Origin of the sequence: Pseudomonas sp. BLCC-B112 (assembly GCF_028550695.1) — a bacterium.
Taxonomy (GTDB): domain Bacteria; phylum Pseudomonadota; class Gammaproteobacteria; order Pseudomonadales; family Pseudomonadaceae; genus Aquipseudomonas; species Aquipseudomonas danubii.
The window spans coordinates 135,720-162,001 of the sequence record NZ_JAQQGK010000013.1 but is presented as its reverse complement, the minus strand read 5'-3'; the positions used below and the strand labels follow the sequence as shown (position 1 = coordinate 162,001).

Annotated in this window: 20 protein-coding genes; 16 read left to right on the top strand and 4 right to left on the bottom strand. The window is 54.7% G+C overall.

The annotated features are described in order from the left end of the window. The first annotated feature begins 470 nt into the window (after nt 1-470). From PQT43_RS28230 to PQT43_RS28205, 7 genes are all read left to right on the top strand, one after another. Nucleotides 471-734, top strand: a complete 264-nt coding sequence (locus PQT43_RS28230) for a short-chain dehydrogenase (protein WP_272755283.1) — start codon at nt 471-473, stop codon at nt 732-734. 505 nt (nt 735-1,239) lie between these two features. Continuing rightward, on the top strand, nt 1,240-1,983 hold the full coding sequence (locus PQT43_RS28225) for an HNH endonuclease signature motif containing protein (RefSeq protein WP_272755282.1): 744 nt from the start codon (nt 1,240-1,242) through the stop codon (nt 1,981-1,983). After that, nucleotides 1,980-2,207: an ABC-three component system middle component 6 gene (locus tag PQT43_RS31235; protein ID WP_336314633.1), complete on the top strand. Its 228-nt coding sequence runs from the start codon at nt 1,980-1,982 to the stop codon at nt 2,205-2,207. The genes PQT43_RS28225 and PQT43_RS31235 overlap by 4 nt, the downstream gene beginning before the upstream one ends. Then, nucleotides 2,204-3,949 (top strand): DUF2326 domain-containing protein, encoded by a 1,746-nt coding sequence (locus PQT43_RS28220; protein WP_272755280.1) that lies wholly within the window; start codon nt 2,204-2,206, stop codon nt 3,947-3,949. The genes PQT43_RS31235 and PQT43_RS28220 overlap by 4 nt, the downstream gene beginning before the upstream one ends. A gap of 304 nt (nt 3,950-4,253) precedes the next feature. Then, the gene (locus tag PQT43_RS28215; RefSeq protein WP_272755279.1) at nt 4,254-8,639 is read left to right on the top strand and encodes an ATP-binding protein; all 4,386 of its coding nucleotides are present in this window, start codon (nt 4,254-4,256) and stop codon (nt 8,637-8,639) included. A 1,583-nt stretch (nt 8,640-10,222) separates the two neighbouring features. After that, on the top strand, nt 10,223-11,371 hold the full coding sequence (locus tag PQT43_RS28210) for a hypothetical protein (RefSeq protein WP_272755278.1): 1,149 nt from the start codon (nt 10,223-10,225) through the stop codon (nt 11,369-11,371). Between the two features lie 610 nt (nt 11,372-11,981). Further along, entirely contained in the window at nt 11,982-13,037 is a 1,056-nt protein-coding gene (locus PQT43_RS28205) for a hypothetical protein (RefSeq protein ID WP_272755277.1), read from the top strand. A gap of 651 nt (nt 13,038-13,688) precedes the next feature. Here the strand turns inward: PQT43_RS28205 and PQT43_RS28200 are convergent. The 3 genes from PQT43_RS28200 to PQT43_RS28190 form a co-directional block, all read right to left on the bottom strand. Next, nucleotides 13,689-14,066, bottom strand: a complete 378-nt coding sequence (locus PQT43_RS28200; protein ID WP_272755276.1) for a hypothetical protein — start codon at nt 14,064-14,066, stop codon at nt 13,689-13,691. A 24-nt stretch (nt 14,067-14,090) separates the two neighbouring features. Then, complete coding sequence (locus PQT43_RS28195) at nt 14,091-14,654, bottom strand: hypothetical protein (RefSeq protein ID WP_170003956.1); 564 nt, start codon at nt 14,652-14,654, stop codon at nt 14,091-14,093. A gap of 270 nt (nt 14,655-14,924) precedes the next feature. Further along, nucleotides 14,925-15,521 (bottom strand): hypothetical protein, encoded by a 597-nt coding sequence (locus PQT43_RS28190; RefSeq protein ID WP_110596868.1) that lies wholly within the window; start codon nt 15,519-15,521, stop codon nt 14,925-14,927. A 107-nt stretch (nt 15,522-15,628) separates the two neighbouring features. On the opposite strand from PQT43_RS28190, the gene PQT43_RS28185 reads away from it, so the two are divergent. From PQT43_RS28185 to PQT43_RS28145, 9 genes are all read left to right on the top strand, one after another. Continuing rightward, nucleotides 15,629-16,141 (top strand): hypothetical protein, encoded by a 513-nt coding sequence (locus tag PQT43_RS28185; protein ID WP_272755275.1) that lies wholly within the window; start codon nt 15,629-15,631, stop codon nt 16,139-16,141. 355 nt (nt 16,142-16,496) lie between these two features. Next, complete coding sequence (locus PQT43_RS28180; protein WP_102879149.1) at nt 16,497-17,243, top strand: methyltransferase domain-containing protein; 747 nt, start codon at nt 16,497-16,499, stop codon at nt 17,241-17,243. A 121-nt stretch (nt 17,244-17,364) separates the two neighbouring features. Beyond that, a complete protein-coding gene (locus PQT43_RS28175) occupies nt 17,365-18,174 on the top strand; it encodes a class I SAM-dependent methyltransferase (RefSeq protein WP_272755274.1) in 810 nt (269 codons plus the stop codon). Nucleotides 18,175-18,242: 68 nt separating this feature from the next. Beyond that, a complete protein-coding gene (locus PQT43_RS28170) occupies nt 18,243-19,316 on the top strand; it encodes a M50 family metallopeptidase (RefSeq protein WP_272755273.1) in 1,074 nt (357 codons plus the stop codon). 10 nt (nt 19,317-19,326) lie between these two features. Further along, on the top strand, nt 19,327-19,485 hold the full coding sequence (gene tglA, locus PQT43_RS28165) for a 3-thiaglutamate biosynthesis pearlin carrier peptide TglA (RefSeq protein ID WP_185021120.1): 159 nt from the start codon (nt 19,327-19,329) through the stop codon (nt 19,483-19,485). A gap of 63 nt (nt 19,486-19,548) precedes the next feature. Further along, nucleotides 19,549-20,463 carry a DUF692 domain-containing protein gene (locus PQT43_RS28160; RefSeq protein WP_102879147.1) on the top strand — a complete coding sequence of 305 codons (915 nt, stop codon included), beginning with the start codon at nt 19,549-19,551 and terminating at the stop codon, nt 20,461-20,463. Then, nucleotides 20,453-21,256: a hypothetical protein gene (locus PQT43_RS28155; RefSeq protein WP_272755272.1), complete on the top strand. Its 804-nt coding sequence runs from the start codon at nt 20,453-20,455 to the stop codon at nt 21,254-21,256. The genes PQT43_RS28160 and PQT43_RS28155 overlap by 11 nt, the downstream gene beginning before the upstream one ends. A 3-nt stretch (nt 21,257-21,259) precedes the next feature. Beyond that, nucleotides 21,260-23,704, top strand: a complete 2,445-nt coding sequence (locus tag PQT43_RS28150; RefSeq protein WP_272755271.1) for a lantibiotic dehydratase — start codon at nt 21,260-21,262, stop codon at nt 23,702-23,704. Next, nucleotides 23,701-24,981, top strand: a complete 1,281-nt coding sequence (locus tag PQT43_RS28145; RefSeq protein ID WP_110653319.1) for an MFS transporter — start codon at nt 23,701-23,703, stop codon at nt 24,979-24,981. The genes PQT43_RS28150 and PQT43_RS28145 overlap by 4 nt, the downstream gene beginning before the upstream one ends. Nucleotides 24,982-25,086: 105 nt before the next feature. On the opposite strand, the gene PQT43_RS28140 is transcribed toward PQT43_RS28145, so the two are convergent. Beyond that, on the bottom strand, nt 25,087-26,280 hold the full coding sequence (locus PQT43_RS28140) for a contractile injection system protein, VgrG/Pvc8 family (protein ID WP_272755270.1): 1,194 nt from the start codon (nt 26,278-26,280) through the stop codon (nt 25,087-25,089). Between the last annotated feature and the right edge of the window lie 2 nt (nt 26,281-26,282).

Here is a 26,282-nt window from a genome sequence, read left to right as displayed (position 1 = left end):
AATGCACATGTTTCAACCGATCGGGTCATCAAGGCAGCTAAAACGAGAAGACCTTGAAAGGGATGGCTGTAAGAGCGAAACCGCCAGCGGCCGCACCCGCAGGAATGGATATGTACCCCACCCCCCAAGAAAAACTGGCCGGCTCGCAGGCCGCCAAGTTCCCCTCCGCAATCCTACAAAACTTGCAGACGCGTCTGACTTGTCCCCCCAAGACCCAACGCCCATAGTCCCCACTCGCCCCAATGGCGACCGGGTTTGGCGACCTGGCTACTCACCCACAGGCACTTCCGCTTGCAAGCTTTGCCGAGGACCCTTTATGTTCACGGCGATCTTTCATGGCGGCTGTACGCGGGAGATCCTCGGATCTGCCGATTATTGTGGGATGAGTCGGCTCGCCAACCCGCGTATAGCTGCCACCTATTCGACTGGCGACGACAGGACAGCTCCCTTACCCACAAGCGGAGGTTCCCATGACTCAGCAATACATCCCCATCACCGGCATCGACTGCCTGATTCCCTGCCTGTTTATAGACAAGACCGCACCATTGGACGTGCTGCACGCCAACGGCACCGCACGTTTACTGGCCGTGACTCAACTGCTGGAAAGCCTCTCCCGCGCAGAACTGAAGAATGCTGACGACACCGATCTGCAACATATCTCCAACGCAGCGGCGATTCTGCTGCGTGACAGTTGCGACCTGTTGGGAGTGATGGGCTGGCGCCTTCAAGCCTGACGCCTGAGCGCTCCGCGCTGCTTGGTAGCGCGGAGCGTTTCAAATGGGTCTTGGACTTTTTAGGGGGTGGAAGTCTTTTAAAAATGGCTGCAATCGGCTGAAAAGCGGACACTTCGCTTTTACTCCGACTAGGATCACTTGTAGCTGCATGCCACAGCAGGCGCTCAAGCGCGATAGAGCACGTTGTTATCGTGGTGCTTTCGTGGCATGGTCACACCGATTACGATTAGATTTTTTCTTGCCGCCTGACTTTACTGGCTGATTCTCCCCGATGAGAAAAGTATTAAAGTTGACAGCATATGCCCTACATACTTGATATGGATATCAGCAACATTGCCAATGTCATTCACCTCCAGCGCTGGTGCAAATCGATTAGGCTCCATCCTAGTGCCTTCAGCGCTAGTGTTGGTGTGATCAGAGAAACAAATGAGTGCGACTTCATTACAGACGATGAAGGTGATTTTTTAAGCGTCGAGATCAGTCCTAATAGGGAGCTGAGCTAGTTATGGCCGCCACCTATCCCACCAAGGTTCTTTTGGCCTTTCGAAGTGGCGGTATTTGCGCTTACCCAACATGCGGAAAACACCTCACCTATCAGGCGGAAGTCGGTGACGACACCTATGTCGCCGAGGCAGCCCACATCCGCGGGGAAAAGCCGAACGCTGCTCGCTACGACGCCTTGATGACTGACGAAGAGCGAGACAGCGTTCATAATCTGATTTTCTTGTGCACCGATCACCACACCATTATCGACAAAGTTGAGGCCGACTGGCCTACAGCGAAACTTCAGGCTCTTAAATCGACCCATGAAGCACAAGTTCACGAAGCTATGGAAAAGGCATTTGTGGACGTTGAATTTCCTGAGCTCGAGCAAGCAATTTCGTGGGTCACATCGCAGGCGCCTGCAGCAAACGGTTCGTTTGACCTCACTCCGCCAGACGAAAAGATCAAAAAGAATGACCTGTCGAACGGTTCTCGGCACATCATTGCTGCCGGACTGATGTCACGTGCCACAGTCGCGGCCTACGTCGAGGCTGAGACGCAGCTAGATTCCGACTTTCCTGAACGGCTCAAGGCTGGGTTTCTAGCCGAATATTATGCACTCCGAGCAAAGGGGCATAAGGGAGAGGAACTCTTCGAGCTCATGTGTTCGTTTGCGCAGCGTGGGCTTCGGAAAAACACTGATCGAACTGCTGGAGTAGCAGTCCTGATTTATCTTTTTGAGATTTGCGACGTGTTTGAAAAATGATCCTGCCCACAAAACATATCGCCCAGAACGAGGCACTCATCGGCTTGGGAGCGACGCTTCTGACCCAGCTCGTCGCGCCAATGACAGTGTCAGGGCTATGGGGGCGTCTTAAGCATGAGCCAAATGTTGGAACATTCGAGCGATTCGTTCTGGCTGCAAACCTCTTGTATATGATCGGTGCGATTGATCTGAAGGATGGGATGATAGTGAAGGTCCCTGCATGATCAAGGGTGTACGTGCTAACCATCGGAGCTTCCGGGCCGTGAGTTTTATTCCGGGGGTCAATCTTGTGCTCGCCGATCGATCGAAAGGCTCGGGCGACAAGGACACAACAAACGCTCTCGGAAAATCTGCGCTGATCGATATCATCGATTTCTGCCTAGCCAGCAATACCAAGCCAAATCATGGACTTCGTATCGAAGCACTAAAGGGTTGGACGTTCAGCCTCGACCTAAGTGTCGGTGGAAACGAGGTGTCAATCACCCGCGCAACGGGCGCTCCCTCATTCTTCTCGATTGAAGGTCCAACAGAGGGCTGGCCGGTCCAGCCAACAGAAAATAAGGTAGGCATAACCGGCTTCGATGCAAAGACGTGGAAGGCTGTACTTGCCTGGGCGATGTTCGGAATTACCGAAGCTGTCGCTGATCGCGGCTATAGGCCATCGGCTAGGTCTCTACTATCCTACTTCTGCCGCAATCAACCCGCGGCTTACAACAACCCATTCAAGTATTTCGACAATCAAAAAGTCTGGGACATCCAAGTCCATAACGCTTTCCTCCTCGGTTTGGACTGGGAGAAGGCGGCGCTTTGGCAGCAGCTAAAAGATCAAAGGAACGCGCTGGACGCACTAAAGCAAGCAATCAAGACTGGGGCCGTTGATGGTGAGTTAGCGTCTCTCGGCGAACTCGAAGCAGAACGACTCCAGCTTTCGACGCAACTTGATCGTGAGCGATCGGCGCTCGTCACATTCCAAGTCCTCCCGCAATATCGGGAGATTGAGACTCAGGCTAACGCACTAACCGCTGAGATCCACTCGCGAGTGAATGCCAACATCACAGACAAGCGTAGATTAGAGCGATACCGAACAACCATAGTGGCCGAGGAGACGCCCTCGGATGACCGCCTGGAAGCTTTATATACTGAGGCAGGGGTGGTATTGCCGGGCGCGGTCATCAAGACATTGGCAGCTGCTCGGGCCTTCAATGAGCAAATTGTTGTAAACCGACGTGAATTCATCGCAAATGAGATCGTTGTACTCGAGGCCGCTTTAGAGGCAAGAAGTGACGAGATCGCTGTCCTCACGGAGCGGCGCGCTAGCTATCTGAACGCACTTGCCGGTCAAGGGGCTCTTGAGGAGCTTATGCAACTGCAAGAACTTCATGCAGCCACAAGACTGAAGGTCGATGGGCTTACGAGCCGCATCACACAGCTACGGCAAATGACCACCAAAGCTGACACGATTAAGGTTGAAACGGTTGAGCTAAAGAGAGCGGCGACCCTCGACTATGATGAGCGTCGCTCATTGTGGTCCCAGGCGCTGAGTTTATTTTCAGACTTCTCGGAACATCTATACAAGAGCCCCGGCCGTCTGGTCATCGACCTCGACGATACTGGCTACAGGTTTGACGTCGAGATCGCCGGCAGCCCGAGTGAGGGTATCAGCAAGATGAAGATCTTCTGCTACGACCTCATGCTCATTTGCTTCGCACGTCATCGAGGTCTCGGTATCGACTTCCTCATCCACGACAGCACAATTTTTGATGGTGTCGATCCTCGACAGCGAGCACATGCCCTAGAGCTCGCGGCCGAGATGTCGAAGAAATATGGATTTCAATATATCTGCACGCTTAATACTGACATGCTGCCAGTAAGCGACTTCTCCGCAGCGTTTGACTATCAAGCGGCAGTGAGACTGCGCTTAACCGATACCGACCCAAGTGGCAGCCTGCTTGGGTTCCGGTATTGATTACCATCTGCGCTGTTCTGGCCCGAACGTAGGCTGGAAAGTCCGCTTCTGGCCGGTAGCCATCAGCCACGACGGACTTCAATAGGCAAAGAGGAATGAATCGCCCCAGATTTCGTAGAGGCTCAATAACTCTAAATCGAGCCTAGGTAAATGTCCGCTTCTGGCCGCGTCCTGCCTGATACGACTGGCTAGCACCGGCCAGGAGCGGTCATTGTGTGTCTATGAGAGCAGGATGGATTCATTCGTGCACCAATAGCAGTTGAACTGTAAATTATTTCGATAAATGACGGTGCAGGACGCGCAAATGCAAAACGAAAGGGTGAAGGCGTCGGCTACGCCTTACGCTGGCTACAGATATCAAACATTGTTCGGTGTGCATCTGCTCGTTGATTGGCTCGAGGCACCGGCATCATATGTTCGTATGAGATTTGAGTGTGACGACAAATCAATCGGTCCACAGGGGCTGGACGATATTGTCGTAGAGCGATCAGATGGATCATTTGACTACTACCAGGTTAAGTACACACCGCCGGAAGCGGCTAGAGGGTGCGTGCTTTCATGGGATTGGTTATTAGATCCTAGTTCCGGCGGAGAGAAGCCAAAGTCTTTCATTCAGAAGTGGGCTAAGGCCTTAAAGGCCATCTCTGCTGAGCGCCTAGGAACAGCTTCCTTAATAACGAACCGGACGCCTGATCGGGAGATTGAAGACTGTCTGCGCGGTCATCATCTCGATTTCGACCTGGCACCATCGACTGTTCAAGAAAGACTGAAAACCCAACTCGGCGCTGAGGCTGCTGCTCGAGCGTTCCTGCAATCTCTGCAGATTCGGCACAGTCAACACGCGTTTTTGAGATTGGAAGCCAAGATTTCCGATCGGCTTGGAACTCTTGGTTTCCAACCAGGAGGGATTGCACGTTTACTTGGTAAGGCTTCTGATTGGGCAAACTTTAAGGAAGATCCACCGCCAGATGGTTGGATAACGCTGGATGTGATTCGTGGCGAGCTATCCCTAGCGTTACCTGCCCCCATTCCGCAGGACTTTGTAGTCCCGGAGGGGTATGAGCCTCCGAACCGGTTCTTCCATGACGAGCTTGTCGAGGCGGTTTGTTCTAGCTCCGGTGGCCTAGTAACTCTTGTTGGTCCCCCTGGGAGGGGCAAGAGCACATACATCAGCTTTTTATGCGAGCAGCTAGGCAAGGCAAAAATCCCAGTCGTTCGTCATCACTACTTCTTGTCTGTGCACGACCACAGCGGCGACCGCCTGACTTCTACACGTGTCGCAAGATCTCTGTTAAGTCAAGTTAGGCTGATTGCAGGTGGGAAGCTACATGGCGATATCAATGTCGACAGGGCCGAAGATTTGGCCGACGTGCTCAAACGTTGTGGGATGGCATATGAGGCGGAGAGGCGGCCATTCGTAGTGGTTATTGATGGTCTTGACCATGTGTGGCGAGACAATCGCGGAGATGTGCGTCCGCTCGATGAGCTTTTCCGTCAACTTCTTCCCCTTCCTGAAAACGTCGTTCTACTTGTCGGCAGCCAACCGGTTGCCGACGATAGGATGCCCGACCACCTGATAGCTGCATGTCCCCGTGAGCAATGGAGAGAATTACCTCCCATGTCTGGCGACGCTGTGCACGGTTATATCATGAGGCAGGTACAAGCCGGACGTTGGAAGTCACGGTTCAGGTTAGAGGAGGCAGAATTTGCGAGATGCTCAGCTGTTCTGCATGAGAGAACGCATGGGCATCCTTTGCATGTCATTTACTCGGTTGAGGCGTTACTAAACAAAACATCGTCCCCTACCGAATACGATGTCCGCGAGTTGCCGGACTGCCCTGGGGATGACATTCGTATGTACTACAGAACGTTGTGGCAGAAGTTGAGCTATGCCCAGCGAGATGTGTTGCATCTGATGAGCGCATTTTCATTTCGTTGGCCTGAGAGCGCCTTTGAGGATATCTCCCTAGGCCACGATCCAGGCCTTCTAACACTCGATGGTGTTCGTCATCTTTTGTTCGATAGTGGGCTTGGCCTGCAGCCATTTCACGAAAGCCTTATCGTCTTCATCAAGGAGGAAGGCGAGCATGGTTCTCGGGTCGAAAAACTTCGGCCACGCGTGGAGGAGTGGCTTCGAACCCTAGCACCGGCCCGCCTTAGAAATACTTGGCACTGGTTGATCGTTGCGGAAATGGGCGACGCGCAACCACTTCGGCAGGGTTTGACCCGGAATTGGCTGCTAGACCGTCTAACTGAAGGGCATCCAGTCGATGCGTTGGTTCGACTGCTTACGCGTGCTGAGGAAATTGCATTCGCAGAGCTGGCTTTCGGGGAGGCCTATCGTCACAGAGCTCTCAAAATGCGACTGCTAGAAGGGCCTCGATGCCAAGTCGAAGATGCATCTCGACTTCAGCGGGCTTCTTGGGTCGTCTCATCCGATACGACGCTTAGTCAGGACGCGTTTGTTGGTCGGCATAAGCTTGCCACCTCGGTTCTTCCTTGGCTGGCGATTGCGCTTGCTGAGCGTGCAGATGAGCGTTGCGCGCGCGAATCAGCCAGGTATGCGCTCGACAGATATAACAGCGAGCTTCGCTTAAATCCCGGTAGAGCTAACCGAGATGCCATCCTGAATCGACTGCATCTTTTGAATGCCTTGATCCGCTGTAGTGCTGTGCTACCTCCGGTGTTGGCGAAGCAACTGAAACATATGCCAGATTGGGGCTGTTATCAGTTGGTCGGCCATCTGAAGAAAACTAGAAGCCTTGTTTTGTTGATGGAAGTCTGGCGAGAGCCCGACGCGTTCGGTCAGCGGCGCTTGCTCGAAGATGCGGTATGCGAGGTTGCGACGCTTTCCGGCGCTAATATCTGCGCTTGGGAGGAATTCAAGAGTTTCAGACTGAGCCCTTTCGCTGCAATCGTGGCCACCCTCAGGGGATCACCATTTGACTCGCCCACTGCTAGCCCAATTCGCATAGGTTGGGACCGCAGCGCAGACATGGAAGTCCGCCGTTACATGTTCAGCGCCCTTGTACGAGACTGGTTTCTCCAGACTCTGGAATTGGATCTTTGCGCGCAGGGCGACTTCGAGTGGCTGGAGGCTCCCACGTTCACTGATCGTGAGAACCTCAGCGATTACCTTGATGTCCTTGCAACATTCGCAAAGGGAGTTGCTGACGCTTTTCGCGAGGGCATCGCAGTTCCGTTTGAGGCAGTTTTTGAACACTTCAGTCCGGTGACTGAGCCAACTAATGTTAGCTACCAAAAGAAGGAAACTTTTAGCAGCTTCAAGAGAGCCCTAGTGCAAGTCGCCGTCGACGTTCACCTTCTGAGTACAGCAGTTGGTGGCCCACGCATCATTGAGGCTAAGTCTTGGGATGCAGCTAAATCTTCTCCATGGTTGGATACACGGTCGTTCCCCGAGTTCGCTGTGCAGTATGGACAGCGTGTGTTCTCAAACGAGCTAGTCCGCCATGCTGTCGAGGAAAGGGCTGAGCAAGCCGTAAGCGAGCTTCAGGAGACATGCACAATTGCACAGGATTTGCTCGAGTTGTGTGAACTCTCAATTCTGTATGAGGAAGTGGAGGTTGCGAGAGCACGTTGCAGGCAGGCTTGGGACATCACGATTGGCTATGGGCACCGTAAGGACCCATCGCTCGATGGGGTTGTTTCTGCTTTGGAGTACTTACGAGAGGCCGCCCCAGAAGTAACCAGGTCGCTACTGTCTCTCGCTGCACCTCAGATTGCTAATGTCTGCCACTACACAGATGGAAGTGGAACTAAACACATTCCTGAGAGTGCGTCAGCGCTTCTGGCCAAGCTAGATCGTTATGCGTTGGCGAAACAATATGAGGAGCTTGTAGCTGTTGGGGAGTGGTACGAAGCTGAAGACTGCATGAAGCATCTGCTTGGCTCCGCGAAGCGAGTGACGCCTGAACTACTAGCGTTGGCGAAAACAGGTCTGTCTGATAACGAACTCCAACGCAAGTCTTGGAAGACTGAACCTATTGGCCCGCTTGCAGCTGTTGCAATGGCCCATCAGGGAGAGCCGACGTTTCTCCCCCCAACTGTTTCGGTGTTGCCTCCAAAGAAAGAGGGCCTTTTCCCGTCGGAAACGGTGGACTTCGACGCATTTCCACCGAGCAGTTTTCGCAAGTTCTTTTTAGAAATATCCCAGAAGAAAGGTGTTCCAGACAACACGTTGCGTAGCTGGTTCCTGCACTGGAAAGCAAAAGGCAAAGCATCAGTAATGCTCAAATACGTCCGGCAGGTGGCACTTGCTGAGTCTGACCAGCGGACTCGATTGCATCATTTGCTCGATGATCTTTTTGCGGTCAGTGCAGAGTTGGAAGGCGCCAGCGATGCAACGTTTGACGTAGCTGTTAAGGCTCAGATTGATAACGGGGGCTGGTTTCCTTTCTTTTTCGAAAGTTCTGAGGAAACTGAAGCTCGACTGACAAAGGTTGCTGAGTTGTACCCAGAACGGGCTGATGAATTTATTCGGCGCTCCGCTAAAAATTGGCTGACAACGTGGAGCAATCCAAGTGAGTTGATTGTCCCTGGTGAGAAATTGGTCTTTTTTCTGATTCAGTTGGGACGTATTGAAGAGGCTGTGGATCTGACGCAGAAGATGGTCGAATCTATTGTCGCTGACACCAGTGGGCTAGTTTTGCCGACACCTGCCTGGTCATGAGGTCGACCAATATGTCTAATCCTCAACTGACAGTGCTCATCGCGCGACTTCGATGGCCCGTACCGGCAGTTAAATGGTGGGTAAGTCAGCAGCTCGCGTTGTTACTACTGGATATCCAACAACGTGAGGTCGTTCAAGCTGCGCTTCTAGACGCACTCTTACAGGCACGTTTTGAAATCGAAGCTGTTGAGCTCTTGTTCATTTTTTGGCTGGCACGTACAAGAGATCAGTCCTATCAATTTCCGACTGAGCTTGGAGCTCATGTAAAGGCCAGGTCCCCGCTATCTGATTTGATTCTGAAATCCGTGGACTCGGGATGTGAGTATTTTGGGGAGTATCTGGCTCCGCTTTTACGGTTTCCCGGCGGAACAGCAAAACCCCGTGATTTCTTTGCCGCAGAGGGATTTGCATTTCCTGCCGTACTTCGATCTGTGCTGAGATACATCGAAGCGAGAACGCGCTTGCCGTTGCAGGCGCAATTTGCCTCGGAGTGGCAGGCAAGTCTCTCTCGAACGCCTGCTCACAATCACAGCATCGACTTCTTCCTAGACTCGCCGAGAGACCAATACACTGGACAGTTCTTTACGCAGCAGAGTGCGCGAGCTCGGTCAGCTTTCTTGCGGACATTGTCGGTTGCTAAAGATCATGGCCTCCCAGAGTCGTCTGTGGAAGGTTTCTCTCTTAGCACGCTGCCGCTAGATCCTGTGCTCGCGTGGCTTCAACCGAACCCTCCAGTTAACGGTCTTGCACTTTATGAGTCGGGCCTCGCAGAGTCATCAGTCGAAGACTACATTCGGGCCGTACTCGGGCAGATTCGCCAGAAAGGAGTGGTAGGTGCGTTGTCCTGGCCGGTTGAGCTCGGCACTAGTACATGGCTCGATATCACAATTGTGCTTTGGTCTGGATCTGTCCCTCAGTTGCACGAAAATTTGATGCCGGAAGACTTGTTTGATGTAGTCGGAACGTTGAAGAGCGCTGGGTTGGAAACCATAGCGCGCTGCGCATACACGCATGAGGCCGCGTCGATTATCGGGCTTTCCGGAGCCCTACCTCTTGCAGGTTGGATCCAGTCAGGCCAGTACGGGTACATGCAAGCAGACCTCATCAATAGGCATGTTTTTGCGCCAATCCCCGTTGATCAGGCGACTGAAGTTGAAGCTGCCCCGGAGGGAGGCACGCTGATATTTCGGTGCGGAGGCTCTAAGTTGGCCACCTTCGGATACTGGAACACAAAGTGGCGGGCAAACCATCTTCGAGATGCAGGACCGCGGTGCGGCACCTATCTGCTTCTGAGTACAGACTCCAAGTTTCCTCAGTGGGGAGAGTCACCAGGTCATTTGTTCTATGTCTGGCAATGCCGGCGGTTCACCCGTGAAAGTGACTTCGGTCCGGTCAGATATACAGACACCGTTGGTGTACTGCCATGGTGCAAACCAGCCAGAAATTCGTAGCATCAAGCAGACGGAGCGGACCACCTATATTGGTCGCGTGTATTCAGCCCTAAGCATTTACACAAAGCTTCTTAGCTCGCGATCTTGCTCGTCCCGATAACGCAAATTCAGTTCTACGGTAATCCACAACAGATGAACCAGCTAAAACGCCCCCTTAGTCCCGAGTGGGTCATGCTAAGCTTTGGGCCGGACGAAGATGATCCAGAAGGCACTGAGCGAACCATCATGCTTCCGCGCGGCTTCCCCTATCTAGAGCTGCGGGCCATTGGTGAGATGCTGGAAGCCGATGGTGTCTTTGTCCCTGGCTACCGTCCTCCATTAGTAGGACTGTGCCACCCTGATGCTTTCATCTTTGAGAATTACCTAGAACAGAGCCAGGCGATCCTTTTACCAGATAGAAATATTGCTTCCCGGATGGCCAAAATCGTGGCTGGTGTACCTATGGACGCGATGCTGCGCAAGATTGCAGCGATTAAAGCCTTCTGCCACTTTCTCAATATTCAAATTGAGCCCTCAGTCGCTTTTCACGAGCTCGCCCATACACAAGGCAATGATGTGGCGAACATAGAGCTGGCTCGCTTCCGAGACGCTGACAACGATGACCCCTATCCGTGGTTGGACTTAGCCTTCGGTGACCTGAATACGCTCGAACCTTTGAAGCCTCAGCGATTGCAGGAATCCTATGATTTGGCCTTCCCGTTGCGCCGTTGGCGGAGAAACTACATTGTTGCATTGAAGATCGCTGAGCTTGAGCTTTCCACCTGTCCTAACTTGGATCGGATGTTGAGTTTACTTTCCTGGATGCGTGACGACTTCATCATCGCAGGGCCTGCGGCGATGCTTGCTTGCATCTACTTCGCCCCAAACTCTGCGCCTCGCAAGGGCTTATTCAAACAGCTGCGTTCTGCCAACAGGCTTAGGGCTATTGAGGGGGTGCGCAATGCCGCCTGGGACTTGACCCATTTGAGCGAGATGATCAGGAAGGTAAATGAAGCGGGTGATGGTCCTGTGAGGCTGCTCTTCGCCAGCTTCGACGAGGGGCTTCGAAATCTGGCAGGACTTGTGTTTGCTCTTTCTGCCGATGACTTTTCCGAGAGCTTGCTGGTCGATGCGCTTATGCCGTGGTGGAACCGGGCGCACGCTGAGCGGATCGCGAAGGCGCTTGTTGAACTCATTGCGGACGTCAATGACGAAAGCCGAAAACAACAACAAGCAAGCTGGGCTGTCTCGATCGACGAAATGATCCGTCGAGGAGAAGAGGTCCTATTGTCTGTCTCATGACTCCTGAGCCTAGCTAGAGCGCGTTTTTTGAGGTGCTGTGTTCGGACTTGAATACGTGTGTTAAAAGGCTTCAAAAAGTGACTGGTGATAGATGCTAGGTATTGCAGTGACAGACTCCCCTGCTTGGAGGCGTCAGAGGCTACAGGATATTAGGGGTTCAAATTCTAACTACCCTCGACTTAGCGATAGAATAAATACTTAAGTACAGCGGTTAATTATTTTTAAAGGTTTTTTTTGGGGGGGGGGTGACTGCTAACGATGTGTGTACACACCTGTAACAGGTTGGCTATTTATTTTACTTTTTCATATCTATACGATGACCGCTTTTGGCCGAAATCTGTCGATCATGAAGGGCAGCTTTCGACCCAGGCCGGCCCTTCATAGCTGCTAACGCTTGCCAGAACCAGTGACTGCAATCCGATGGTACTATCTTCAATCGTGAGCTTGAAAAGATTCCGCGTTCTTTTGTGGAACTCCACAGGAACGCAATAATCTCGGTTCGACTAGCAACGACTGGTCATTAGACCAATCCAATGTAACCATTTCAATCGACTAACTGTCTGCCGCTTCGGGGGGCAACCGTAGAGAAGTAAGGATTTAGGATCTAGAAATGTTGAATCGAATACTTATCTATTTAGGGCTGTTGCGGGAAGAACGGTCCCTTGCCGACACGATACTAAACACTCGAAGTGCTGTCTTCTTAGCGAAAATTATGGGTATCTGCGCTATTATTTCGATCGGCTCGAATTACATCATGTGGGTACATGCCGTCTTCGAAGATTTTGATTTAGGAAATTCGGCCATCAGGGAGTACCTGTCATCAGACTATTATGGGAGCGCTATGCGGAATGAGGGGCGGCAACTGGAGCGGTACAATAAGGGGGTGGCCGACTCGTTACCTCCACACTTGAGTTTCTATTTCCCTACTCTAGGTGTAATCGTCAAGCACGAGGTAAGTGTAGTGCCTGGGACAGGGCACAGGCCGGACGGCACTCCTCAGTACAAATTTGAAAATAAATTCAAGGTTTCGCTGAATTTCGTTCACCTCATATGGTTTGTTTTATTGATGAGCATGCTGCTGGTCTCTGGGCTATTATTTTTATCCCGTCGCTCGCCTGCGGCGCTGATCCGACTCGAGGAGCTAGAGCTTAAGAATCATTTTTCACCTAGAGAACGATTGCCGCCTACCCGTGAAATGCTTGGGGTTGATAACCGGCTCGCTCTTATCTTCAAACGATTTAACGCTTTTGTAGTGTCCCTGAATTCCCGTCAGCGCGGAAAACCATCTTTTGAGGTTAACGATGAGTACGATGTTCAGGACCTGATGCTACCTATGCTGCAAATGGAGTTCGGAATCGTCAAGCGTGAAGTCTGGGGCCCGGATATCGCCGGGACAGCTTCCAGGGTGGACTTTCAGCTCGTCAACGAAGGAGTGCTTATTGAAATAAAGAAGACGCGAGGGAGTTTGTCAGATCGAGAACTATCGAATGAGCTCATCGTTGATATCATTCGATATTCAGCTTATGAACACATCAATAAGATTGTATTTTTTATCTATGATCCCGAGACTCGGATCCGGGATCCGTTAGTCCTGTTGACAGATATCGAAAAACTGCGTGGTACGGTTGATGTGAAAGTTTTCATATCGCCAAGGTGGTATGGATAGTCCGATGGTAATAGAGTCCGAATGGCGCTATTAGAGTATGACGTAACCGGAGTAGCTGGTTACCAGACAATTCCTCAATTATGCAGTAACTCACAAATTATGACGCTTCTGGAACTGGATTTGTGCTGCGTCCGGGGATGAACTGGATAGAGATATCTAGATGTGCCCGAAGACTCAATGTGCGGGCCCATTAAGGTAGGGGCCTAGTCAATGACTTTTGTGACTGTAGATGCTTGCGCAGTTCCTGGTTACCTGATCCAGCGCAGCGATTGTTGAAGGCGTCTGCGGTCTCTGCTGCCTGTAGAGAGCATCATAAATCACCTTGGATGCGATCATCGGGGCATGCGCTGCCCAGCGTCCGCTCCTGGCCAGTTCCTGCCCTTCGTGAAGGGCAGCTTTGGGAAACTCTGTACAAAAACCCGGAACTCCAATCATGCCCCCTCGCTGGCGAGGTTTTTGTAGAGCCCCTACTCCTCTACAAGAAGGAATTCTGCAATTACAAAGCGTTACGAGCTCTCGGATGAGACCTGGTACAGGGTTGCCGGTCTCTTCAAACCCCAAAGTGGGCCATACACGCGCCTATAGCGCAGGTCGACGACCACTGTCTTGATGTGCCTGTTCGTGGAATCTGCCCTCGCCAGTGGCCCATTCCTACCCTGCCGGCGTCATCTCGACCGCTACACAACGCCCTTTCGTTCGCACCTTTTCCACCAGTCGCGCTCTGTTGACGAACACATTGATTTCGCAACTGCCTGAGTGCTGCACGTCTTCCCAGTATTCTGCGTGCACAAGTTGCCCATTCTGCGGCCCCGTGTAAGTACCCGCTGCTTCACGTGAAACATAGCTACTGTCACGTACATATCTGAGCACGACCATATCTTCCTCCGGTGCCACCATGATCTGCCTTGGCACGCCGAAGAAGTCGATCAGTTCGCCCACCGGGCGATCTTTCCAGGCACTGCTGGCCGACAATGATGCGCAGCCACTGAGCAAGGTGGCGAGCAGGGCCAACATAAACAATCGGTTCATAAGGTCTTCTCCCTGAAGGCCAGGTTACTTGGCAGACATCTGCGCGAACCCTTCATCTATCTTCTGCATGATGGCCGCCTTGGCCGCCTCGCGATTCAATATCTCGAAGAACTGCGGCCCTGCCTTGCTCATTTGCGACGCGGACATCACACCCAAGTGCTCCATCTTCTTGGCCTGGCGTTCAGTTGGCTTACAGACAAAGTCACGGCTTTGTGCCAGCCAGGCGTCAGGTTTGCTCTGCCACTGGCTGGAATACTTCGCATTGCGAAACTCATTGAACACGCTGTGGAAATCCGCCGCATCCATGATGCGCACGCGGTTCTTCGCACAGTCGATTTCGACATCGTAAGAGGTGAAGTTGGGTTTACCGGGCTCTTCGTAAAGTTGATAGACACCCAATGATTTCGCGCCACCTGGACGATTGATGATGTGAGTGGGGTCGCCGTCGGCGATGAACACCTGATTCTTGCCCAAGGCACCCTGGTAGTGAACGACCCAGTAGTCGCCCTTCAGCACTTCGCTCGCCTGGGCAGCGAGGGCACTACACAGTAATGCGGCAGGCAAGAGCTGCCTTGTAAAAGCGATCATGGGGGCGCTCCTTTGCCGTTATTTTTGAAGGCAATAGCTTCGCACCCTGAACATGTAGCAAAGGGCTATCTAGCACATCCGTCCTATGCCTTTGACGAGAACAGCGGTCGCAAAACTTCCTGGAACTTGCTCCCTGAGAAAGGTACCGACACCGGCGAGTCCAAACGGGTAGCTTCCAAGAACCGCAGACACTTAGGCAAAGCTCCGACCAAGTGACAGGGCGTTTCCATGCTGCCTTTCTGAGCATCAGTTCAATAGCGCCGTATCGCCCTACCCCAACTGCAAAAAGAACCGACCAATCCCCGCGCCTGTCCTCTCTGAAAAGTCCTCATCCAGAAACAGATACCCCATGCCATCCGAAAGCACGCCTTTATGCTCAGGCAGCGCTCTATCCAGATCGCCCCCATAAATGGAAACCCTTCTACGCCCTGCCCCCGCTGAAACAGGCGACTGTAGCCAGGCGTCCACGCCATCCAACTTCGAAGCCAGGTTTTCATCATCGTCCACGTCGGCGTTCACCCCTAGCCGCACCGTCCCGCGATCTGAAATCGGCTGAGCCGCCTCATTCCGCTCGGAACCGGCTCGAACATAGCCCATGACAATTGCTTGCGAACGACCGTCAATGGCGCGCAGCTTTCGATAGTGAGCCACTTCACCCGGCTGGTAAGGCACAAAAACCGAAACCCAATAATTCCTGTCGATCAAGGCTCCTGAAAACCAGCTTCCAGGCAAGGCCATGAGGTGTGTGAGCGGCACTCCATCAGGCGAACAGGGCCAAGCCAGATCAGTGGGCAGGCAGGCCCCAGCACCGACATAAGCATCTTTTTTCTCAGGTATTTCACAGGTAAACGTCAGCTCATCAAACATCCGTATCGTTCCGATCAGTCATGGGCGCAGCATCCGTTAACTGCCGCTCGCCACTATACATCGGACACAGTACAGTCCCTTCTCGGCTTCTCTGACGATTGCAAATCATGGATGACACTCACTTCACTCCCGAACAACTGGCCAATAGAACCGGCACAGCCGTCGTGGACCATCAAGCGCCAATCCCCATGAAGTTCACCTCAGCCGACCAACTCATCGACCCAAAAACCATCGGCTATCGCAGCCTGGGCTTCGGCGAGGCACTGACGATCCCAGCAGCGCCCTATGAACTGCGCATCCACCACCGCGATCTGCCGCAATGCTTTCTTGACTGCGCCGACACCTTCGCCGCCGAATGCAAAACCGACGATATCGATCAGGGTTTTGTCGACATTCCGGAGCTTGCACAGCTGGGCTACCCAAGCTTCAGCGCGCTCTTGCAAGACCATCCCGATCTGGCGGCGCGCCTGGTTCAGGACTACCTGTATTTCGAGTTGTTGTTTTCGCTGTTCCCGCATTCAAGCGGCCTAAATGTCGTGATCAACAGCATCACCCGCGTCAGCTCAAAAGAAGGCGTCCTGCTGCTGACGGGCGAGACCTACGCTGCCAAACAGTCATGAAAAAGCCCTGGCCTCAGGATCGATACCGGGAATCAGGCCGATGATGTCAAACAACGAATCACTATCGAGCGCGGTCCGAGCCCTCTGCCTGGCGGCTTGATGCGCCTTCAAGGCGATGGAAGATCCATCGCCTCAAACAGTGCAACCTCAAGTACCGAGAACATCAACAATCGGTGTGTACTGCGGACTATTCTCAACAGCGTTTTCCCGCACCTTTTTGGTGCGCCCGCACCTTTATTGTTCGCAAAAAAAAATGATGACACGTTAACTAAGACTGGATACTCTCCCGTCCAAGAGAAAGGAATCTCGTTGTACTAGTACACCCCTATTGGTATCGGACAAGGATGTGACATACATGTCTTCCCTAATTACCTCGCCTGCCACTCTCTACGAAACCGTCGGTGACGGCGTAGAGTCGAGTAATGCCTCATGGAGTTTCGGAGGCAGTACCCCGCAACACTTTGACTCCCATGTTTCGAAGTCCGTACCTAAATATAAGGACGGGCATAACATCGTGCTGTCGCTCAGCGACTTTTTTGTAAAGAGTGATAGCACCTGCTACGAACTGGGTAGTTCCACCGGCACCCTCACGCGACAACTTGCACAGCGTCACTGCGCCTCGGTGAAGTGGGTGGGCATTGATGTGGAAGAGGCCATGACGCGCAAGGCGAATGAGCTCTTGAGCGCGTCGCCGCAGCACAACGTCAGCTTCGTTACCGACGATATCCTGACCTTTCCCTATGAAAAAAGTGATCTGATAGTTGCTTATTACACTATTCAGTTCGTGCACCCGCGCATTCGCCAAGCCTTGTTCGATCGTATCTACGAGACCTTGAACTGGGGCGGTGCTTTTATCATGTTTGAAAAAGTACGCGGCCCAGACGCACGCTTTCAAGACATTCTAAGCAGCCTGTATGTAGATTATAAGCGCGACCAAGGTTATAACGCCGAGGAAATCCTGGCGAAGACCAGAAGTTTGAAAGGTGTACTTGAACCTTTTTCCACGGCCGGCAATATCGACATGTTATCCCGCGCTGGCTTCAAGGATATAACCAGTATTTTCAAATATATTTGCTTTGAAGGCTTCTTCTGCATTAAGTGAATGGAGCTTCATTGTGAGTACAACTATAGAACAACAGTATTTGCAACTATTGCAAATGCCTGAAACCTTTCGTGCGCAGAAAATGGATTGTGAACTTTGCAATTCCAAAGATCATCGGGTTTTGCTGGAAAGTGTCCAGGGGCCCGGTGACCAGGCGGTGGCATTGCCAGTGCTCGGCTGCCAGGATTGTGGGCACATTTTCCAGCAATACCGCTTCGACGAAGCCTTCTACAGCGCTTACTACGACAAGTTCTACCGCCTGAGTTTGTTCGGCAATACGGAGCCGGAGCGCGCCTTCTTTCTGGACCAGGTACGCCGCGGCGAACACCTGTATCAGTACCTGCAAGATGTGCTTCCCGCCAAAGGCAAAATGCTTGACGTCGGTTGCTCCGCCGGCGGCCTGATGATTCCTTTTGCCAAGCGCGACTGGACAGTCAGAGGCAATGACCCCGACCGGGCCTACGTCGAATACGGCAAGAATATCGGCCTGGACATCGACCTGGTCGGCGCCGAACACATGAGCCCCACGGGTGATTACAACCTGATCATCATCAATGGTTCGCTGGAGCATGTTCATGACGTCAACCAGGTCATGCAGCTTTGCCGGCAGGCCAGTGCCGAGGACGGATTGCTGCTGATTGAAGGTCGCGCGTTGGGTTATGGCATCAAACAAGGGTTTCTAACCCATAACCATCGCCGCTACTTGAGTGCCAGCAGTATCGAGCACCTGATGTACCGGCATGGTTGGCAGCCGATCCAGACCACCCATGAGCCCGTGTGCGGGCCGACCCGACCGGGGGCGGTGTTCGTACTGGGGCGAGCCTGTGCCCAGCCTGCCACCGAGCACCTCGATAGCATCAAGGCTCAGGGCCGCAAGGCACTGCAGGAGTCCTACATGCCAAGCCTGCACTCGATGCGACCCCGCACATGAGTGCCTCGGCCTATGCCCTCGAAAAGTCGAGTGCCCGCGTCCATTCCTGCTTCAGGGATGATCTGGTCGTGACACCACCGCCAGCAGACGCGGTCACCCGGCGCTACAACCTCTACGACCCCCGTAGTGATATCGGTTTTGAACTGGGCCAGGCCGAGTACTCACTTGCCTTGCTGTTCGATGGCCAGCGAAACCTGCAAGCGATTGTCGACGCCGCCCTGGCGCAGCATCGAATCAAGGTCAGCCCCGAGAAGCTTGCGCAGTTCGAGCGCAAACTGCTCAACCTGAAACTGCTGAGCAGCGAGCAAACGGATCATAAAAAGGACCTGCGCGATCCCGCCACGGGCATAACCTATGGCCCGCTGAAAGAGCATTTGCTGATTAACCTGGTTAAAACCAACCCGCAGCCATTGCTTGATCATCTTTACCGGTTGGCGCCCTGGTGCTGCCGCGCGGCATTCATTTTGCCGCTGCTGGCCTTGTCCCTGTTGAGCTTCATGTACCTGGGCGCGCACTTGGACAGCTTCATGGCCGATGTCAGCGCCACCTATATCCACAGTTACCGCTGGCTGCTCTGGCACTTCCCGGTGATCCTGACCTCCATCGCCCTTCACGAACTGGGGCACGCGATGGCCTGTCGTCACTATGGGGTCAAGGTCAACGATTTCGGGATCGGCATCTACTTGTTGCTCGCCACCGGCTGGGTACGTCCGGTGCAGACGCAATGGTCGCAGCTACCGCTGAACCAACGGGTGATCACCATTCTGGCAGGCCCCTTGCTCAGCCTTCTGTATGCGGGAGTGGGCATTGCCCTGTGGGCGATGTTCCGTGACACCCAAGGGGTTTTACCCGCCCTTTTCGTGGTGATGATCGTGGCTTCGTGCATTTCCCTCATCCCCACCCTGCTGCCGATCTTCAATGGCGACACCTACCTGGCGATTACCGAAGTGCTGGGGCAACCGCGCCTGCGCCAGCGTGCTTTCAACTATGTAAAGCGCCATTGGCGCAGCGCGCCGCAGGAAAGCCTTTCCCCTGCATTGCGCAGGCTCTACTGGAGCACGTTCCTGTTGACCTGCCTGGGTTGGGTCATCGCCTGGAGCTTCATCGCAGCCACCCTGATTCGCCTTTTCAACCACCCATAAGGACAGTGTCATGACTCAACCTACAGTGACTCCGGCTATTGCCGCCATGGATGAACCCACCACCACAACCGCCCCGGCCGACGTCGCGCCGCAAGCCCTTACCGATGCACCGTTCGAGGAGTTCGACCTCGACGATATCGAAATCATCGAAAGCAAAGTTTTCGCCTGATCGCTCCGGGCTTCCTCGGCTTGACGTCGAGGGAGCCTCCCCTTCCTCAGACTGGGCAACCACATGGCTCACTTCGTTAAGCCCGAACCGATTGGTGTGGGTATCCAGTACAACCCCGAGATCCTCGACTGGTTTCCATTTGAGGACATCGAAGTCGATGTGCTGGAAATACTGCTCGACAACATCATGGCCCCTATGGATGGCCCGCAGATCATCAAGCCCGCGGCCCAGGCGATGATCAATCGGCTGGCTGAGAAATTCACCTTGCTGGCGCATTCCAACTACGGTTGCGACTTTGGTTTCAGCCCGCTTGAAGAAACCGCCGCTGTGCAACGCCATGTGCCCCTGGCCAAGATGCTGAACAGCCCATGGGTCGCCAACCATTGTTTTTATGGCGACAACTCCTGGCTGGATATCTGGAGCAGCCCGCTGCAGTTTTCCAATGCAGAGGTTCTGCGCTGCGCCGAACGCGCGAAGGCTTTGCAGGCACATTATGGGATGCCACTGGCCCATGAAAACGCCGCCTATTACTTGCAATGCCCGGGTGCAGAAATGCGCGAAGCCGAGTTCCTGGCCCGTCTCGTGCAGCAGTCCGGCACCTTCTTGCACCTGGACTTGCACAACATCTACACCAACCACCTGAACCTGAAAAACTTCGACTTGCGCGACTACCTCGACACCTTGCCGTTGGACAAGGTGATCTCTGTGCATCTGGCAGGTGGCAGCTGGCATGAGGGGCTCTACCACGACTGGCATGACTCGTGTGTGCCCGAACCTGTTTGGGATCTGTACCAGGAACTCATGTCCCGCTGCCAACCCTCGGCGATCATCCTCGAATACCAGGGGCAGGCTCACCACGCACTGACACGCGTGATGGACGCCAACGACGAACACATGATCGTCACCGATGTGCGGCGCGCACAGAACATCTGGAATCACTACACAAAAGCGGCACAGGAGCTGACGCATGGATGCTGAGCAGGTCTGGAAGCTGTGGCGACGCCTGCTACGCGATGAAACACTGCAGCAGCAGTTGTTCGAAGCTCAAGGCGCGACTCAATGGCTGGAACACTTTCCTGATAACGAGCGGGTGATTCTGCAGGCCTATGGCAGTCAGTTTGAAAGAGTGAAATGGTTCGTCGAAAACTATCAGTTCCGCTTGGTCAATTCCTTTATCAATGCGCTGGAAACCGGCGCGCCATTGACGCTGCGCGCGCTGCTCAACATCGACCTGGACCTGCCGGCACTGTCCAAGGCATTCCTGCGCCAACAAGAGTGGTTCGACTACGGGCCAAGAGTGTATGGCTATTGCGATGCGGCATTGGGCTTTCTGCTCGAGCGCCAGGAACTTGCCGACTACCCGCAGATTCGCGACCTGATGGGCCTTGAGCGCGAATCTGTGCGCCTCTACATCGGGCTGGTGGAAACCAGTGCCGCAGTGCCGGGCACTTATCAACGCACCGACGGTGCACGCATTTACCAGAGCCGCTATGCGCTGTCGCACTGGTTGCGTAATAAAAGCCTGCTCGGGCGTAGCAGACCGGAGGAAGCCAGCGAGCATATCTTGGTGTATTTGCCCACCCCTGAGGCGCGCCACAAATTCACCCTGATCAGCCCGCGCGCTGCGTACCTCTATCACTGCCTGGAGCAACCGCAGTCACTCGCAAGCTTGATGCAGATACTGGGTTCCAGCGCCGCACAACCCAGCGGCGAAGACTTGGCACTGCTCGATAAGCTGCATCGACTCAACGCCATCAGGATGCCGGCCTAGACCATGGAAAGCTCACAGTACTTCTGGCTGCGCTCGACCGGTTTCCCCATTCATCACTTGACGGATCTGGGCCGATTCGCCGACCTGCCGGCGTGCCGCGTCTTCGAGCAAGACTTCCGCTCCTTGCAGACGCTGAAGGCGACGCTACTTGAAAAGGCCAACGCGCATTCGCCCCAGGCCTGCCGCAAATTCATCCGCAAACTCAACGAGAACCAGGCCCTGCAACCCACCGATCTGCCAGAAGTACTGCGCGAACCTCTCGGTGAGGCTTTGCAACACTGGAATGCTTTGCTGGCGCGAACGTCAGCGCCTGAAGAAGCCGCCCGGGAATATGACGCCTATCTGGAGAGCGCCCGCCAAGGGCTGATCGACTTCCTGGATGACGAAGCGGTGGCCGAGGCCTTGTTCATCTCCAACCCGTCGGCGTTGACACGCATCCGTGAGCTGATCAGGGATCGGCACAGCAGGAACGACACCCGCAAAAAGCAAAAGCTGCGCTTGGGCTGGAGTTACGCGCAACGTTTCTGCGCCAAGAACGATACCTCCAGTTTTTTCGGACCTTTGGCCTGGGGCCGGTTCGATACCCGGCAGACGGCCAATGTGCATCTGACCCAGGATGACACGGCGTGGATCAAGGATCGCCACACCTTCTTCGAGAATTGGGTGGTACAGCGGTTGGTCGAACAGATCAACCAGCAATGCCCAGACACCGACCTTATGCCCTTGCAGCTCAATACCGGCTGCTACCTGCACGAACAGACCCTGTTCATGCCGATTGGCAAAAGCCAGCGCCTCAACCCGCAAACCGCCCAGGTACTGCAGTACATCAGCGAGCACCCGGGTCGAGCCGCCACTTGTGCGGGGATATTGAACAACTGTCTGCAAGATGCGGCTGGCACATTACGCGATCTGCTGGAGCACCTGGTGAGCAAGCGTATCGTGCGCCGGGGCTGGCAAATGTCGCCCCGCGAGCGTCACCCCATCGTGCAGCTGCAACGCTGTTTGGCCAACGCGGGGGTACCCGACCCGTTCAACCAGCTCTGGCAATCGCGCCTTGAAGCACTGGAGGGCTTGCGCCGTGACTATGCCCACGGCGACCTGATGCGTCGGACCGAATGCCTGGAGCGCTTGAACCAACTGCTTGGCGAGGCCGGGGTCGACCTCAGCCGAGAAACCGGCGCCATGTATGTCGGCCGTTACCCGCTGTACGAAGATTGTTCGAGAAACATGAACATCAGCCTTGGGCAAGCCATGCTCGACCAAGTCAACCAAGAACTGGCGCCGCTGATGCGCATCAATCAGTGGCTGATCAAAGCCATCGCGCACCAGCTCAATCAGGCCTTCATTGAAGTCTGGGAGCAGCGCCAGGTGGCCAACCCCGGTAAACCGGTTGATTTTCTCGACCTGCTCAACACCCTTGCCCCTCTGTTGCCTGCACTTGAGGCGCGCATCATCGACGACCTCGATCAGTGCCTGGAAACCGCTTGGGCGCAACTGCTGCAGGACTTCCCGGAGCATGCCGAAGTGCGTCTGTGTACTGCGGACGTCGAGCGCCTGATCAGCCTGCTGAACACTCGTCTGGATGTCGAAGGCTTCGAGGTGTTCGGCAGCGACTTTCACTCTCCGGATATCCTGCTCTCCAGCGCGTCGGTCGAGGCTTTCAATCGCGGCGACTACCAAATCATCGTCGGTGAAGTGCACCCGGCAGTTCATACGCTGAGCCAGCCCGTTGCCGCCCCGTTCGGACCCTTCAATACGCAGATAAACCAACAGGTGGAGGCGATTTTCCAACGCCCGCGCGTGGTACTGGCTGACTCGCCCGAGAGCTATCAGCGCTCCCACATCGACTGGCCATTGCAGCCCTCCTACCTGCAATTGGTGCTGCCGTCTGGCGGCGGTTGTGTCGCAGCGCACCAGCAGTTTGCCGCCGGCAGGGCAAAAGTGCTGCGGATGAACGGTCGCCTGCAAGTGGTCGACGCCCTAGGTCAGTTCAGCGAAGACTTGCTGTGCGTGTATTCCACGCCCTTGCATCGGCTGGGCTTCGCCCTGGCCGGCAGCGCCGTGGCCAAACACGATCACCGCCGTATCTGGTTGGGCCGGACCCTCTACAAGCGCGCTTCCTGGCTGTTTGCCCGCGATCGCCTGCCGGAACCGAAGGGCTCGATCGACGAGCTTGAACACACCCTGCAATGGCGTGCCTGGGCTGGCGCTCACGGTTTGCCCCGCTATGCCTTCGTCAAGATCGATACCGAACCCAAACCGCTGTTCCTCGACTTCGACAACCCTTTGTCCTTCGACGGCATCAGCAATGCGCTGAAGAACGCTGGCCATGTCAAGTTCTCGGAAATGCGACCGTGCCCCGATGAACTTTGGCTTGAAGAGGCACGGGGGCGTTTCTGCTGTGAAATACGCACAACCTTTTCCACATGCGAGGCTCTTGCGACATGAGTAAAGAAAATACAGCCTCTTGCGCCAAGGCCGACCAGGAAATAAAGCACACGTTTGTGTACCTGTTTTTGACCATATTCATTCCCTTTGGCCTCGGCCATTTCGTCTCGTACCTGTTTCGCACGGTCAACGCTTTGATCTATGTGGACCTGGAGCAGGAACTGCACCTGCCGGCCAGCAGCATGGGCCTGCTGACCGGCGTGTACTTTCTGACCTTCGCCGCGGCGCAGATTCCGCTCGGCGTCATGCTCGACCGCTACGGTCCGCGCAGCGTGCAGGCCCCCATGCTGTTGTTCGCGGTATTGGGCTCGCTGATTTTCAGCTTCTCCCACACCGAGCTGGGTCTGATCATCGGTCGCGGCCTGATCGGCCTGGGGGTTGCCGGTTCGCTGATGAGTGCGATCAAGGCGTGCACCATCTGGCTGCCGGTCGAGCGCCTGCCGCTGAGTACGGCGTGCCTGTTGTCGGTAGGTGGCCTGGGCGCCATGGCGTCCACCACGCCGCTGCATGAACTGCTCAAGTGGATCTCATGGCGTGAAGCGTTCTTGATTCTGGCGCTGTTGACTCTGTTCGTCAGCGCGGTCATTCACCTGAGCGTGCCGCGCACCTACAAACCCAAGCACACCACTCTGGCCGAAATGTCCAAGGCCGTGGGGACGCTTTACTCCTCGTGGGTATTCTGGCGACTGGCGTTGTACTCGGTGTTTGCCCATGCGATCTACATGTCGGTGCTGTCGCTGTGGATGGGACCGTGGCTACGCGATGTCGCCCAGCTCAGCGAGTCGAGCATGGCCAATACCTTGCTCTGGGGCACCGTGGCGATGGTGGCAGGTTCGCTGGCCTTCGGTTCGATCACCGACTACCTGCGCCGCTTTGGTGTGCAGCCGATCATGGTGTGCGGCGCCGGGGTTGCGATTTTCATCGTGTTTCAATCGCTGATGATCAGCGGACTGCCGGTGTCGCCGCTGCTGATTGCCATGGGGTTCAGCTTCTTCGGCACCTCCACCACCATGAACTACGCGATCGTAGCCCAGTCGGTATCGCCTGAACTGGCCGGGCGGGTCAGCTCGTCGTTCAACCTGGTGGTGTTCGTGCTGGCGTTCGCCTTGCAATGGTTGATGGGAGAGATCCTGAACCTGTGGCCGGCCAGTGGACAAGGGCATCCGGTGGAGGCTTATCAGTGGTCGCTGGGGGTGATGATTGCGTTGCAGGTACCTGGGGTGTTGCTGTGGCTGAGTTTCAAACCGTGGCAACTGAAAACAGCGACGGCGCGGTAAACGCTGGCGGCCAGCTGGTCTTCGTTGACCACAGGTCCGTCAACCCGCTGCAAAAACCCGCCAGTTGCGCTGCGTATGAGCGAGCAAGGCATGCTCAGCATCGAATCACTGACAGCACAGGCAACCGCTGATCAACGGTTGATCGGGGTCGCTTTCAAGAAAGGTGACCCTGACTTCCACGCCCGTTCGCAGTGGCGTCAATTCACACTGCCAATTGGCAGCGCCTCCTAGCCAACAGCTGCTTTTGTCGTCAAACCGACCTTCCCGATCCCAGGGGAACTTGACCTTGAGCCTTGCGCAGCGCCCATCAGTGCGCAGCGCTTCATCTTCCATGGCGATAACCAGCGCAGTCTGGCTGGGCACCTGCGGTTTCTCGTGAGCCAAAGGCGGACGATAGAGCGCATCCCCCGGCACAAGCATGAAGCGATTGCAGTAACCCGGATGCCGGTCATCGTCAGCCGGGTCGCCACTGGCGTACTCATTCAATACCTGTGGCTGTCTGCCTTCATGGATGACCCGAGTCAGAAGCCATGGCTCATTGCGCTCTTGGCCCGGCGGGCCGGGAATTTCCAGAACATGGCCACTGGCTAACCCGGTTTGCTGACCTTGGCTTTCAAGCGGACGGTAGGCCGCGCGGCGGTGCTCACCGGCCTGCGGGGTGAGCTGCCTGGCGGGCTTGATCAGTCGCTCGTTGGCCCGCCTGTCGCCCTCGGGGGCGACAGCCGTGGCTTGCTCGATCCTGGGAAAAACCGCCTGATGATCGCCAAACACCAGCACATGACCTTGAGCACTGTGCTGGAAGTGAAAGTGAATCCCCTCCTCCTCACACAAGCGCTGGATGAAGTGCAAATCCGTTTCACCAAACTGGGTACAGCAATCACGCTCGGGGTAGGTCGAGTCCAACTCAAAGCGGTAGGCATCGCCCAGAATCCCGTGTTCTTCGAGAATCAGGGCAACGATGGCCGGCACCGAAAACTGCTGATAGATCCTCTGGTTGGTGCGGTGGCGCAAGTAGGACAGGTGCGGAACCAGGGCCAGGTTGTAGCACTGGGTGTCCGCACATTGGGCGATGTGATAGATGCGCCCGTGAATGCCATTGCCGTGGCCATCGAAAGCCAGGAAGGCCTCCCTGTCGACGAGGCTTTGCAGTTCCAGGTCGGGTCGTTCACTCACACACTCCACCTTGAAAAAGTAAGGCTTGCTGATCGCCTCTTCCCCGGCGAATGCGAGCACTTGAACGTCATGCGCAAAACCGTCGATGGTCAAACAGAAGTGCGTTTGATTGGCTGGGCTGAACATCC

What these genes read in the sequence shown, in the direction of transcription:
- PQT43_RS28195 (WP_170003956.1), bottom strand. Translation starts at nt 14,654, where the DNA reads ATGATCGCTTTTACAAGGCAGCTCTTGCCTGCCGCATTACTGTGTAGT.
- PQT43_RS28150 (WP_272755271.1), top strand. Translation starts at nt 21,260, where the DNA reads ATGGAAAGCTCACAGTACTTCTGGCTGCGCTCGACCGGTTTCCCCATT.
- PQT43_RS28220 (WP_272755280.1), top strand. Translation starts at nt 2,204, where the DNA reads ATGATCAAGGGTGTACGTGCTAACCATCGGAGCTTCCGGGCCGTGAGT.
- PQT43_RS28225 (WP_272755282.1), top strand. Translation starts at nt 1,240, where the DNA reads ATGGCCGCCACCTATCCCACCAAGGTTCTTTTGGCCTTTCGAAGTGGC.
- PQT43_RS28180 (WP_102879149.1), top strand. Translation starts at nt 16,497, where the DNA reads ATGTCTTCCCTAATTACCTCGCCTGCCACTCTCTACGAAACCGTCGGT.
- PQT43_RS28205 (WP_272755277.1), top strand. Translation starts at nt 11,982, where the DNA reads ATGTTGAATCGAATACTTATCTATTTAGGGCTGTTGCGGGAAGAACGG.
- PQT43_RS28145 (WP_110653319.1), top strand. Translation starts at nt 23,701, where the DNA reads ATGAGTAAAGAAAATACAGCCTCTTGCGCCAAGGCCGACCAGGAAATA.
- PQT43_RS28160 (WP_102879147.1), top strand. Translation starts at nt 19,549, where the DNA reads ATGGCTCACTTCGTTAAGCCCGAACCGATTGGTGTGGGTATCCAGTAC.
- PQT43_RS28210 (WP_272755278.1), top strand. Translation starts at nt 10,223, where the DNA reads ATGAACCAGCTAAAACGCCCCCTTAGTCCCGAGTGGGTCATGCTAAGC.
- PQT43_RS28230 (WP_272755283.1), top strand. Translation starts at nt 471, where the DNA reads ATGACTCAGCAATACATCCCCATCACCGGCATCGACTGCCTGATTCCC.
- PQT43_RS31235 (WP_336314633.1), top strand. Translation starts at nt 1,980, where the DNA reads ATGATCCTGCCCACAAAACATATCGCCCAGAACGAGGCACTCATCGGC.
- PQT43_RS28185 (WP_272755275.1), top strand. Translation starts at nt 15,629, where the DNA reads ATGGATGACACTCACTTCACTCCCGAACAACTGGCCAATAGAACCGGC.
- PQT43_RS28155 (WP_272755272.1), top strand. Translation starts at nt 20,453, where the DNA reads ATGGATGCTGAGCAGGTCTGGAAGCTGTGGCGACGCCTGCTACGCGAT.
- tglA (WP_185021120.1), top strand. Translation starts at nt 19,327, where the DNA reads ATGACTCAACCTACAGTGACTCCGGCTATTGCCGCCATGGATGAACCC.
- PQT43_RS28190 (WP_110596868.1), bottom strand. Translation starts at nt 15,521, where the DNA reads ATGTTTGATGAGCTGACGTTTACCTGTGAAATACCTGAGAAAAAAGAT.
- PQT43_RS28200 (WP_272755276.1), bottom strand. Translation starts at nt 14,066, where the DNA reads ATGAACCGATTGTTTATGTTGGCCCTGCTCGCCACCTTGCTCAGTGGC.
- PQT43_RS28140 (WP_272755270.1), bottom strand. Translation starts at nt 26,280, where the DNA reads ATGTTCAGCCCAGCCAATCAAACGCACTTCTGTTTGACCATCGACGGT.
- PQT43_RS28215 (WP_272755279.1), top strand. Translation starts at nt 4,254, where the DNA reads ATGCAAAACGAAAGGGTGAAGGCGTCGGCTACGCCTTACGCTGGCTAC.